Source organism: Asanoa siamensis (genome assembly GCF_016862555.1).
Classification (GTDB): Bacteria; Actinomycetota; Actinomycetes; order Mycobacteriales; family Micromonosporaceae; genus Asanoa; species Asanoa siamensis.
Genome location: NZ_BONE01000084.1, coordinates 22,974 through 34,769, shown reverse-complemented (window position 1 = coordinate 34,769; position 11,796 = coordinate 22,974). Strand labels below are relative to the sequence as shown.

Genomic DNA, 11,796 nt, shown 5'->3' with positions numbered 1-11,796 from the left:
GTGACCGTGAGGTCACGCCCCGATGCTCCCAGGCCCATCCCCGGCCGGTGCGGCAAAGGCCGTCCGCGTGACCTTCGTTCCGACCGGACGACGGTTGGCTACCCCCGCCGGGCCGTTGTCTACTGGCCGCGCCTACCCCCTTGCCCGTACACCGGAATCCGCGACCGATCATCCGTGGCGGCTCGGTGCGCCGCCCCGCGCCGGCCGTCCCTCAACCCGCTGGACCTGGCCGCCGCAGCGGCCGGATGGTCGCGGACCACCGGCCCCGCTCGGCCAGCGGGTGGGAGGGATGTGCGGACGACAAGTCGCTTCCCGTTGTAGGACTCAACGAAGGTACGCGCCAAACCCCCAGCCGTGTCAACCGTTGCGCGACACCGGATTCCCACGCCCGGCGTGTCGCCTCCGGCGTGTTGGAAAGGCGAGTCGATCGGCGCCCACGGATGCCCGATCATGCCCCGCGACACGCCGGGTCATGCACAGGAGCGCGCCTGTCACGGGCCGACGAGGTGGCGGTCCAGGAGGGCGCGGGCCGTGGCCGGATGGTCGGCGGCGAGCAGGCCCGCGGCCGCGAGCACATAGGACCTGTCGACCACCGGGTTCGCCGCGCGGGGCACCAGCCAGCCGCCGGCGTGGTCGGTCAGCACCGCGTCGAGGACCTCCTTCGCCTCCCCCGGCGCCGCGTGGCGCAGCACCCCGCCCGAGCCCACCAGAAGCCGCGCATCGCGCAGATCCCGCGCCACCCTCCCCGCAGGACCCCGGGCGTGCCGCCGGACCGCCACCGTGGCCGCCAGGGCCGCGATACGCCGGTCCACGGCCCGCTCCGCATCGTCCGTCGGCACGAACCCGGGCGTCGCCGCCCGCAGCGCGGCGGCGGCCCGCAGGGCCGCGGTCCCGTCGCGGTCGACCCCCCGCTTGTCGCCGCGCGGCCCGGGGGACGTCGACGGACCGTCGCCGAGCAACCGTTCGGCCGACGCGGCGGCGAGCACGTCGGGAGCGGTCCAGCGCATACCGAGATCACCCTCGACGGTCCGGGCCCGCCACAGCGTGCCGGCCACGTCGTCGGCCCGGCCGTCGGGGGTGAGCACCGAGTACACGTCCGTCGTCGCGCCGCCCACGTCGACCACCAGCAGGTCGCCGCCGACGTGGTCCGCGAGGGTCTCCACGCCGGTCAGGACCGCATCGGGCGTCGCCGCCCGGACCAGCGACGGGAACCGCCGGCCCTTGGAAAGGCGCTTGCCACCGATCACGTGGGTCAGGAACACGTCCCGGATCGCGGACCGGGCCGGCCCGGGCTCCAGGACCCCGATCCGGGGCAGCACGTTCTCCGTCGCGACCACCGGCACCCCGGCCCCGGACAGCAGCGCCGACAGCGCCGGGCGGGCGTCGGCGTTGCCCGCCAGCACCACCGGCACCCGCCACCGCCCGCGGGCCAGCCGCTCCGCGTTGTGCGCGAGGACCGCCGCGTCGCCGCCGTCGGTGCCGCCGACCAGCAGCACCACGTCCGGGCGCGCCGCCCGCAAAGGGGCCAGGGACGCCAGCGGGCCCGCCGACACGTGCACGACCCGGGCGCCCGCGGACAGCCCGACCCGGTGCCCGGCCTGCGCGGTCACCAGCGCCTCGTAGCCGATCACCGCCAGCCGCAGCCCGCCACCCGCCGACGAACACACGTACCACCGGGAAGACGGCACCGTGACCCCGGTCGCGGCCGCCGCCGCGTCCAGGCCGTGCAGCACGTCGGTGGCCGCGGTCGTCGGATGGTCCGCGGCCGCGACGACCGCGCCGTCGTGCAGGTCAACGACGATCACCTTCGTGTACGTCGACCCGACGTCGGCGCAGAGCGCGAGCGTCACGCCGTCACGGCTTCGGCGGGACGACCACCGTGCCGGTCGCGGTCGTCGCCACGATCGGCGGGTCGAGCACCTCGGCCGCCGACTCGGAGTGGTGCGGCTTCGCGCGGCAGACCACCCGGGCCTCGAACTCGATGACCCGGCTGCGGTTGCCGACCTGGACCACCGTCGCCGACACCTCGAGCACGTCGCCCGCCCGTACCGGTGCCCGGAACTGGATGTCCTGGTAGGACGCGAACAGGCCCTCGTCGCCGTCCATCCGAATGCACACCTCGGTGGCCACGTCGCCGAACAGCCCGACGACGTAGGCGCCGTCGACGAGGTTGCCGCCGTAGTGGGCGTGCGAGTAGGGCACGTAGCGGCGGTGCGTCACGGTGGTCATGCCGCCACCAACGCGTGCACCAGGTACGAGGCGACCTCGCCCGGCGTCGTACCCCGCCCGAAGATCCGGTCCACGCCCAGTTCTCCCGCCATCGTCTCGTCGAATCGCGGCCCGCCCACGACGAGCAGGGGCCGCCTGTCGGCCGGCAGCGCCTCCCGGAACGCCGCCGACATCTCCCGGGTGTTGTGCAGGTGCGCGTCCCGCTGCGTCACGACCTGGGAGACCAGGACCGCGTCGGCCCGCTCCCGCTGCGCCGCCGCGACCAGCTCCGGCACGGTCACCTGGGCGCCGAGGTTGGTCACCTTCAGCTCCCGGTAATATTCCAGGCCCTTCTCGCCCGCGATCCCCTTCACGTTGAGGATGGCGTCGATGCCGACCGTGTGCGCGTCGGTGCCGATGCACGCGCCGACGACCGACAGCTTGCGCCGCAGCCCGCGCTTGACCGCCGTGTTGACCTCCTTGGCCGACAGCAGCGGATAGTCGCGCTCGACCACCTCGACCTTGGACACGTCGACGAGATGGTTGACCCGCCCGTACACGACGAAGAACGTGAACCCGTCACCCATCTGCTTGCTGTGTACGAGCATCGCCGGGTCCATGCCCATCTTCGCCGCGAGCTGCAGCGCCGCCCCTTCGGCCCGCTTGTCGTGGGCCAGCGGCAGGGTGAACGACAGCTGCACCATCCCGTCGCCGGTGGTGTCGCCGTAGGGCCGCACGATGTCGCTCACGCCGCACTCTCCAGCAGGGACGTGGCCGGGTTGAAGTAGTCGTCGGCGTGCGCCGCCACCCCGGACAAGCCCTTGCCCCGGTCCGGCGGCCGCTTCATGATCCCGAACGTGCCGTCGGCGATCGCCTTGAGCAGCGTGTCGCCCTCGATCTTCTCCAGCAGCGTGACGGCCGACGCCAGCACCTGGTTGGCCCGCTGCTGGATGAACCCGCCCGGCGCCGGCACGAAGTCCTCGTGCAGCCCGCCGGCCGCGCCCAGCACGTACCGGACGTTCTGCAGCGCGATGTCGCGGTCCGACAGCCACGGCGTGACGACGGCCTCGGTCATCATCCCGACCAGCAGGATGCCCTGCCCCGTCATCGTGCCGGCCAGGTTGAAGAAACCGTCGAGCAGGTTGCCGCGGAACACGTCGCCCGTCATGTGCTTCGTCGGCGGCATCCACTTCAGCGGCGCGTCCGGGAACAGCTCCCGGGCCAGCAGCGCGTGCGCGAGCTCCAGGCGGAACGACTCCGGCACGTCCGGGTTGATCTCGAACGCGTGCCCGAGCCCGAGCTGCCAGTCGGCCAGGCCCGCCTCGTGGGCGAAGAACTCGTTGAGCAGCTGCGACACCGTGACCGTGTGCGCCTCGTCGACGGCGTCCGCGGTCGTCAGGTAGTTGTCCTCGCCGGTGTTGATGATGATGCCCGCCCGGGCGTGGACCTGCCGCGAGAACCGCTGGTCGACGAACGTGCGGATCGGGTTGATGTCGCGGAACAGGATCCCGTACATCGAGTCGTTGAGCATCATGTCGAGCCGTTCGAGCCCGGCCAGGGTCGCCATCTCCGGCATGCACAGCCCCGACGCGTAGTTCGTCAGCCGGACATATCGCCGCAGCTCCCGCGACGACTCGTCCAGGGCGGCCCGCATGAGGCGGAAGTTCTCCTGCGTCGCGTACGTGCCGGCGAACCCCTCGCGGGTCGGCCCCTCCGGCACGTAGTCCAGCAGCGACTGCCCCGTCGACCGGATCACGGCGATCACGTCCGCGCCGGCCCGGGCGGCCGCCTGCGCCTGCGGGATGTCCTCGTAGATGTCGCCGGTCGCCACGATGAGATAGATCCACGGGCGCTGCGCAGGGTCACCGAACCGCTTGACCAGCCGGTCCCGCTCGGCCCGCCGCTTGTCGATCATGCGAAGGCCCGCGCCGGTCGCCCGCGTCGACAGCTTCCGCGCCGCCGTCGCCTCCTTGCCGGTGGGTACGGCGAACCGCACACTGCCCGCCGCCGCCTTCTGCGCCAGCAGCGTCAGATCGGCCGCCGTCAGCCCTTCGCGGGCCAGCGCGTCGAACACCGGCAGCGCCACCCCGTGCTCCAGACCGACCTCGTCGACGACCGCGTCGACCAGCCGGTTGACCCACGGGATCCCGTCGGGGTCGGCACCGGTCACCCCGGCCAGCCGCAGCACCGCCCGCTCCACCGACACCGTCGTGTGGCTGCGGGCCAGGTCGACGACCGGCTGCCCGGCCCGGCGCGCCAGCTCCCGGGCCCGGGCAACGAGCGCCGGATCGAGATCCAGCTTCGCCATCCGCTCACTCACTCCTCGAAGATCGAAACTCCGCGTACGACGGTGCGCAGGCACCGCGGCAGCGGCGTCGGGTCGTCCGGCCCCCGCTCCTCGGCCACCGTCGACACCAGGTTCGGCATGCCGCCCGTCACCCCCGCCGGGGTCTGCCACACCGCGAACGTCGCCGCCGCGCCCTTGGCGAGCACGCCCTCGCCGTCGCGGTGGATCGACCGCCACGCGCCCTTCGTGTGCGCCGCGAACGCCGACCGGACCGCCATCCGGTGCGCCGGGTTGAAGTGCGACACCGCCGCCCGCACCGAACCCCACGGGTCCAGCGGCGTCACCGGCGAGTCCGACCCGAACGCCAGCGTCACCCCGACGCCGTGCATCGCGCCCATCGGGTTCGACTCCATCGACCGGGACACGCCCAGGCGCTGCGCGTACATCTGCCGGGGCCCGCCCCACAGCCGGTCGAAGGCCGGCTGCATGCTCGCCGTCAGGTTCAGCTCCACGAACGCCGCGATCATCGCCTTGTCGACGAGCTCCGCGTGCTCGACCCGGTGCCGGGCCTGCCGGACCGCGTCGAGGCCGAGCAGCTTCGCCGCGCCCGCGAACCCCTCCAGCACGTCGTGCAGCGCCGCGTCACCGATCGCGTGGAAGCCGCCCTGGGTGCCGTGCTCGTGGCAGTCGACGATGTGGTCGCGGGCCTGCTCCGCCGACACGTAGGAGAAGCCGCACCCGCCGCCGCCCACGAAGGGCTCCCGCAGGTACGCGGTCCGCGAGCCCAGGGCACCGTCCGCGTACAGGTCGCCGCCCGCACCGACCGCGCCCAGCTCCTTGGCCTTCGCGGCCGCCATCAGCTCGCCCCACCAGCCGTACACCTCGGGCAGCCCGTGCTCCGGGCCCGCCAGCGCCAGCAGCCCCGTGAAGTCGGCCTCGTTCGACGTGCCGGGGCCGCCGCACTCGTGCAGGGCGCCGATGCCGAGCTGGGCGGCCCGCTTCAGCGCGTGTCGCTGCGCCGCCTCCCGCTGGGCCGTGCCCAGGGAGCCGAGCGCGATCTCCCGTACCGCGTGATGGGCCTCCTCGCGCACCCAGCCGGTCTCGGAGAAGCCGGGCTCCTGCCGCGCGCGGGGTGCCGCGGCGAGCAGGGCGCTGGAGGCGAGCGCCGAGTGCACCGACGCCTGGGTCAGATAGACCCGGCGGCCGCCCGCGACCCGGTCGAGATCCTGGGCGCTCGGCGGCACCTGCTCGGCCCATTTCGACTCGTCCCAGCCGTGACCCATCACGATCGCGTCCGCCGGCTGCGTCGTCGCGTAGAGGGCCACCGCGTCGAGCAGCTCACCGGCCGACGCGGCCGCGGACAGGTCCAGCCCGCCCAGCACCAGCCCGGTGTCGGTGGCGTGCACGTGCGCGTCGACGAACGCCGGCGTCACCAGCGCGCCACCGAGGTCGATCGTGCGGTCCGCGGCCGGCGCGTCCGCGTCCGGGCCCAACCAGGCGATCCGCCCGTCCTGGACCAGCAGCGCGGTCGCCTGGGGTTCGGCCGGCGCGTACAGCGCGCCGCCCGTGTAGAGCGTCGATTCCATGGGGTTCAGTCTGCCCGCACGCGCTGCTCGAAGAGATGCCGAACGGCCGGCTCCGAGCGCAGCAGCTCCAGCGCGAACTCCGCGTGGCCGGGCACGTACCCGTTGCCGACCAGCATCGTCACGTCGGCGGCCAGGCCCTCGGCACCCAGCGCCGCCGCCGCGAAGCTCGTCGCCATCGAGAAGAAGATCACCGTGCCGCCGTCGTCGGTCGCCAGGATCGCGCCGTGCTCGCAGCCCGGCACGTCGACACAGACCACCGTCACGTCGGCCGGCTTGCCCAGCGCCCGGGTGACCGCCTCGGCCAGCCGCACCGGGTCGCGGGCGTCCGCGATCTCCACCGCGTCGGCGATGCCCGCGTCCCGCAGCCTGGTCGCCTCCGCCTCGGTCGGCACGATCCCGACCGTGCGACGCGCGCCGGCGCGCCGGGCGGCCGCGAGCGCGAGCGAACCGCTCTTGCCCGCACCACCGAGCACCGCCACCGTGTCGCCGGCTTGGACCACCCTTCGTGTGAGCGCCGGCGCGCCGCATACGTCGAGCACCGCGAGCGCGAGCTCGGCGGGAAGGTCGTCGGGGAGCTTCGCCACGATCGAACGGGCGAACAGGATCGCGTGACCCTCGGCCGGCACCTGCTCGCCGCCGCCGTCCCAGCTCTTGAGGCCGTCGGTGATCCGCAACGGGGTCAGCGTCAGGGACACCAGCGTGGCGACCCGGTCACCCGGCGTAAGCCCGAGCGGAGACCGCGGGCCGACCGCCTCGACGACGCCGATCAGCATGCCACCCGAACCCGTGACCGGATTGTGCATCTTGCCGCGTTCGTCGACGATGGCCAGCACCTCGGCGCGGACCGCGTCCCCGTCGCCCGCGTGCTTCTCCCGCAACTGTCGGTAGCTGGCCGCGTCGAGATTGAGCCTTTCCACCCGAATCCGCACCTCGTTCGGCCCGATTTCGGGACGATTGTCCACACGCCACGCTGCCTGGGGCAGCACGCCGGCCGGCTCGACGACACGGTGCAGGCCGACAGGTGAGGTCACGGAGGCTCCTTGATCCAAACGGGCGTGGCAGGAAAACTTACGGCAGAATAGTTTGTGGACGAAAGATTTTCCAGTAGCCTTCGCTCGCTGCGGGTAACCCCCCACCGGCGGAAAGAGGAGGAAGCCACGTGACCGTCGACCTCGAAGCGATACCGACCGGCCAGCCGTACGAGTACCGCCGGCGCCCGCTCGTCGAGCCCGACTGGACCCGCTTCCCCGGCTGGCGCCACGTCACCCGCGACCAGTGGGAATCCGCGCAGTGGCAACGCGTCAACTGCGTCAAGAACGTCAAGCAGCTCCAGGCCGTCCTCGGCGACATCGTCGGAGAGACCTTCTACAAGGACCTCCTCGAGGACCAGAAGGCCCTCGCCACCATGTCGATGCTCGTCCCGCCGCAGATGCTCAACACGATGATGCCCACCGGCCCGATGAGCACCGAGGCGTTCTACCTCGACCCCGTGCGGCGCTACATGATCCCCGTCGCGTCCGACCGGCGCACCGACTGGCCGTCCCACCCCTACGCCTCCCGGGACTCACTGCACGAGCACGACATGTGGGTCGCCGAAGGCCTCACCCACCGCTACCCGACCAAGGTGCTCGCCGAGCTGCTCTCCACCTGCCCCCAGTACTGCGGGCACTGCACCCGGATGGACCTCGTCGGCAACTCCACCCCTGCCGTGGACAAGCTGAAGCTCACCCTCAAGCCGGTCGACCGCTACGCGGCACACATCGACTACCTCAAGGCCCATCCCGGCGTACGCGACGTCGTGGTCTCCGGCGGCGACGTCGCCAACGTGCCGTGGCGCAACCTCGAGTCGTACCTCATGAGTCTCTTGTCCATCGAGACCGTCCGCGACATCCGCCTCGCCACCAAGGCGCTGATGGGCCTGCCGCAGCACTGGCTCCAGGCCGACGTCGTCGAGGGCCTCGAACGGGTCGCCCGCACCGCCGCCCGCCGCGGCGTCAACCTCGCCATCCACACCCACGTCAACCACGCGCAGTCGATCACCCCGCTGGTCGCCCGCGCCGCCCAGACCGCCCTCGAGGTCGGCGTCCGCGACGTGCGCAACCAGGGCGTCCTCATGCGCGGCGTCAACGACACCACCGCCGACCTGCTCGACCTCTGCTTCGCGCTGCAGGGGGAGGCCGGCATCCTGCCGTACTACTTCTACATGTGCGACATGATCCCCAACGCCGAGCACTGGCGCGTGCCCGTCTGGCAGGCCCACCAGCTCCAGCACGACCTGATGGGCTACCTCCCCGGGTACGCGACCCCGCGGATCGTCTGCGACGTGCCGTTCGTGGGGAAGCGGTGGGTCCACATGCTCACCGAGTACGACCGCGAGCGCGGCATCTCGTACTGGACCAAGAACTACCGCACCTCCATCGAGGCGGCCGACGGCGAGGCGCTGACCAAGCGCTTCCCGTACTACGACCCGATCGACACCCTGCCCAAGTCCGGGCAGGACTGGTGGGCGACACAGGCATGAAGAAGGGGGGCGCCGCGGCGCCCCCCTTCTGTTCCCCGCGTTACTTGTCGAACGCGTTCTTGATGTCCCGACCGGCGTCCTTCACGTGCTCGCCGGCCTGCTTGGCGTGCGCGCCGGTCTGGTCTGCCCGGCCCTCGGCCTGAAGCTGCTCGTCATCCGTGGCGTCGCCGGCCTTCTCCTTGGCGCCGCCCTTCAGTTCCTCGACCTTGTTCCGCACCTTGTCGGTGAAACTCATGGCCACTCCGATCTGTTTCCGTCGGACAAGCAATGAGTTCCCGGTACGGCTTTGCGCCAAACCCGCCCAGCGCTGTTCCTCGACGACCGTGACCAGCCTGGGCAAGAAGAACTCCCAACCGTCGCGGTGGCTGCGCGCGTCGTCGTGGCCTGCCCGGTTCGTACTCGCCCTGGACGAGGTGCAGCGTCGCGCCCTGGTCGACGCTGATGTCGACCCGGCGGCCGGGCAGGTCGGGCTCGTGGTCCCAGGACCAGCTGAACCCGAACCGACCGGCGTCGAGCGCGAGTTCGGTGACGGTGCCGCGCATCGTCTGGTCGAGGCGGTCGAAGTAGACGACGTACCGGCCGCCTGGTTCCGGGTCGACGGTGAGCTGGCCGCCGCCCCACCAGGCTCGGACGGCGGCGGGATCGAGGAAGGCCCCGACGACCTCGCCCGGTGCCGCGCCCGGCACGTCGATGTCGATCCGCAACCAGGCATCGGTGTCGCTGGGCATCGAAACGCGCATGGTGGGCCTCTCCCCCGTCGTTGCCTCGAGTTTGTCAGTCGGCGCACACCCTGTAGAGCGTCCTAGGACGGAATCCGTGTCAACGCGGAGCCGCCCGACGGCGTCTGTGGGGGTGTGACGTTCGAGGAGTACGTGCTGGCGCGGGGACCCGCTCTCGTCCGGCTCGCCCGGTTGCTGGCCGGTGACGACCACCGCGCCGAGGACCTGGTGCAGGACGTGCTGGCCAAGGCCTATCCACGGTGGGCCCGGATCCTGCGCGCCGACGACCCCGACCGGTACGTGCGCCGCATGCTCGTCAACGCGCGCCACTCATGGTGGCGACGGGCCGCGCGCCGGCCCGAGGTCCCGCTGGCCGCGCTGCCGCCCGTGCCGGTCGACGTTCCCGCCCTCGACAGCGCTGACCGGGACGCGCTGTGGAGGCTCGTCTCGGCACTGCCGGCCCGTCAACGGGCGGCCCTGGCGCTGCGCTACTACGAGGACCTCGACGACGCGGCCATCGCCGAGATCCTCGGCTGCTCGCCCGTCACCGTCCGCACGCACGTGATGCGCGGCCTCGCGACGCTGCGCGGCAACGTCGGCGCTGCCGGTTTCCCCTCCCGCGCGACCACGAGGAGCAACCCATGACGGTCGAGGACCAACTCGCCGAGGTACTGCACGAACGCGCCGACCGACCCGTCGACGCCGAGGCGCTGCTGTCCGCCACGCTCCTGGCGGGGCGCGCCCGCCGGCGCCGGCGGCACGGCACCTGGGCGGCCGCGGCCGCGGTGCTGGCCGGCCTGGCCACCGTCGCCGCGCTCCTGCCCTACGGCGGCGGCACGGCCGTGGTCACGGACGACCCGCCGGCCGGCTGGGACACCATGCCCGCCCTGGTGCCCGCCGCCGGCGAGCCCGGCGCCGCCACCCGACCCGACCTCGTCGGCACGGACCCGCAGGTGTTGCGCTTCGCCGTGCCCTGGACCCCGTTCCCGGTGCGCGGCGTGACGTGGCAGTCCGACGCGGGGGTCGAGAAGATCGACGTTTCGATGTCGGTGGAGAACATCGACGTCTCCGGGCAGGTGCTGCTGTGGCGGGGTCAGAACCTCGGCGAGTTCGACAACACGGCCGTACCCAACACCGACACCCCGACCGTCGTCGACGGACATCCCGCGGTGCTGTCGCGGGAGCAGTTCACCGCCGGTCCGAACCAGTGGCTGACCTGGCACCCGGCGGACGGGCTCACCGCGCAGGTGAGTCTGGTCGCGACCGGCGGCCTGGTGGCCGAGGGGACGGAACCGCCGTCGCTGGCCTCGGCGGTGAGTGTGGACGACCTGGAGGCTTTCGCGAACGCGGTCCGGCTCGACTCGACGACGGCCTGTTCGGCACCGCTGCGGCTCACGTTCGTACCGCCGGGCGCCCGGCTGGAGGACTGCTACGGAACCATCTCGAGCACGGAGCGGGGCGAGCCGATCCGCGCTGGCGCACTGCGACTGGCGGTCGGGCAGCGGGCGTTGCTCGTGGAGTACGGCAGGTTGGTCGACGACAAGGCGCCCGCCCTGGCGCCCTCGCCCGACCTGTCGGAATCCGGACCGACGGCCAGCGCCCCGACGGACTCGCGAGAGCCCTCACCCACGGCCACCGCCACCGCCGATCCCGGCGCCGCATCGATCGTGGAGTCCGCGACGCGGATCCTGGGACCGGATCTCTGGGCGTCGGTCGGCTCCGCGCCTGGCGACGGCAGCATGCGAGCCCAGGTCCTGGCCGGGATAGCCAAGGCCGGTGACCTGGTGGACCCGTCGAGCTGGCCGCCGCGATCGCTCGCCTGAGGCCTCCGCGGCCTGGCCGGGACCTGATCGCGATAGGGGCAGGACCTTGATGCCGCCGAAGCTGGCTGGCCCTTGTCGCGCCGTAGGGCACACGCGCTAAGGCGTCCTACGACGATGCGGGTAGGCCGCGGGTGGGGCCGTTTGGTGGCCGCACCAAAGACGCGCTGTCAGGCGGCCGCCGGCCGGTGGCGCTTGCGGTCGCTGGGGCGGCTGACGTCGCGGGCGTCCGGTAACTACGCCGTCAGCCGGACGCCCGCATCGTCAGCCAGACGCCCGGGCCGGCAGGCAGCCGCAGAACCAGAGACGTGCGGCAAGCCAGCGGCCGGCGAGCCGCCACGCCGCCGGACCCGACCGCCTGGGATCGTTCGAAACCGTCGACGAGCCGGGTACGCGCGGCAGCATGAGTCCGAATTCCACCCCTGGGGGCGCCCTCTGCGGCGTCCTAGGACGAGACGGCTTGAGCAAGAAGAAAACCCCTCCCCCCGCCATCTCGGCCTCGCCGGCCGGGGACGCCGCCGCCCGCATCCCAGCTTGGCGCCCCTCGCCACAGTGTCCGCGGCCTCTCGGTCCGAGCCGTCGTGGACCCGCCTCGGAGGCTGGGTCTTGACCTCTGTGCGGCCACCACCGCGAGCCCAGCCGCGATAGCGGTGGC

11 protein-coding genes are annotated in these 11,796 nt (G+C 72.6%); 3 read left to right on the top strand and 8 right to left on the bottom strand.

Features of this window, described 5'->3' with window-relative positions; genetic code table 11:
* Window positions 1-491 precede the first annotated feature (491 nt).
* From Asi02nite_RS33990 to kdd, 6 genes are read right to left on the bottom strand one after another with little or no spacing between them, the layout of a single operon-like run.
* A complete protein-coding gene (locus Asi02nite_RS33990) occupies window positions 492-1,850 on the bottom strand; it encodes a glutamate mutase L (protein ID WP_203718124.1) in 1,359 nt (452 codons plus the stop codon).
* A gap of 4 nt (window positions 1,851-1,854) precedes the next feature.
* The gene (gene kal / locus Asi02nite_RS33985; RefSeq protein WP_203718123.1) at window positions 1,855-2,229 is read right to left on the bottom strand and encodes a 3-aminobutyryl-CoA ammonia lyase; all 375 of its coding nucleotides are present in this window, start codon (window positions 2,227-2,229) and stop codon (window positions 1,855-1,857) included.
* Window positions 2,226-2,957 carry a lysine 5,6-aminomutase subunit beta gene (gene kamE, locus Asi02nite_RS33980; protein WP_275410425.1) on the bottom strand — a complete coding sequence of 244 codons (732 nt, stop codon included), beginning with the start codon at window positions 2,955-2,957 and terminating at the stop codon, window positions 2,226-2,228. The genes kal and kamE overlap by 4 nt, the downstream gene beginning before the upstream one ends.
* A complete protein-coding gene (kamD, locus tag Asi02nite_RS33975) occupies window positions 2,954-4,516 on the bottom strand; it encodes a lysine 5,6-aminomutase subunit alpha (RefSeq protein WP_203718122.1) in 1,563 nt (520 codons plus the stop codon). The genes kamE and kamD overlap by 4 nt, the downstream gene beginning before the upstream one ends.
* An 8-nt stretch (window positions 4,517-4,524) precedes the next feature.
* Window positions 4,525-6,081, bottom strand: coding sequence for an amidohydrolase (locus Asi02nite_RS33970; RefSeq protein WP_203718121.1), 1,557 nt, complete (start codon window positions 6,079-6,081; stop codon window positions 4,525-4,527).
* Between the two features lie 5 nt (window positions 6,082-6,086).
* Window positions 6,087-7,112, bottom strand: a complete 1,026-nt coding sequence (gene kdd, locus Asi02nite_RS33965) for an L-erythro-3,5-diaminohexanoate dehydrogenase (RefSeq protein WP_203718120.1) — start codon at window positions 7,110-7,112, stop codon at window positions 6,087-6,089.
* A gap of 128 nt (window positions 7,113-7,240) precedes the next feature.
* Here kdd and Asi02nite_RS33960 point away from each other — a divergent pair, with 128 nt between their 5' ends.
* Window positions 7,241-8,602 carry a KamA family radical SAM protein gene (locus Asi02nite_RS33960; protein WP_203718119.1) on the top strand — a complete coding sequence of 454 codons (1,362 nt, stop codon included), beginning with the start codon at window positions 7,241-7,243 and terminating at the stop codon, window positions 8,600-8,602.
* 40 nt (window positions 8,603-8,642) lie between these two features.
* On the opposite strand, the gene Asi02nite_RS33955 is transcribed toward Asi02nite_RS33960, so the two are convergent.
* Together Asi02nite_RS33955 and Asi02nite_RS42865 are read right to left on the bottom strand one after the other, a co-directional pair.
* Window positions 8,643-8,837: a CsbD family protein gene (locus Asi02nite_RS33955; RefSeq protein ID WP_203718118.1), complete on the bottom strand. Its 195-nt coding sequence runs from the start codon at window positions 8,835-8,837 to the stop codon at window positions 8,643-8,645.
* Window positions 8,755-9,330 (bottom strand): SRPBCC domain-containing protein, encoded by a 576-nt coding sequence (locus tag Asi02nite_RS42865; RefSeq protein WP_203718117.1) that lies wholly within the window; start codon window positions 9,328-9,330, stop codon window positions 8,755-8,757. The genes Asi02nite_RS33955 and Asi02nite_RS42865 overlap by 83 nt, the downstream gene beginning before the upstream one ends.
* Before the next feature lie 126 nt (window positions 9,331-9,456).
* On the opposite strand from Asi02nite_RS42865, the gene Asi02nite_RS33945 reads away from it, so the two are divergent.
* Window positions 9,457-9,966 (top strand): SigE family RNA polymerase sigma factor, encoded by a 510-nt coding sequence (locus Asi02nite_RS33945; RefSeq protein WP_203718116.1) that lies wholly within the window; start codon window positions 9,457-9,459, stop codon window positions 9,964-9,966.
* Window positions 9,963-11,144 (top strand): hypothetical protein, encoded by a 1,182-nt coding sequence (locus tag Asi02nite_RS33940; RefSeq protein ID WP_203718115.1) that lies wholly within the window; start codon window positions 9,963-9,965, stop codon window positions 11,142-11,144. Before Asi02nite_RS33945 ends, Asi02nite_RS33940 begins: the two co-directional genes overlap by 4 nt.
* Window positions 11,145-11,796 lie beyond the last annotated feature (652 nt).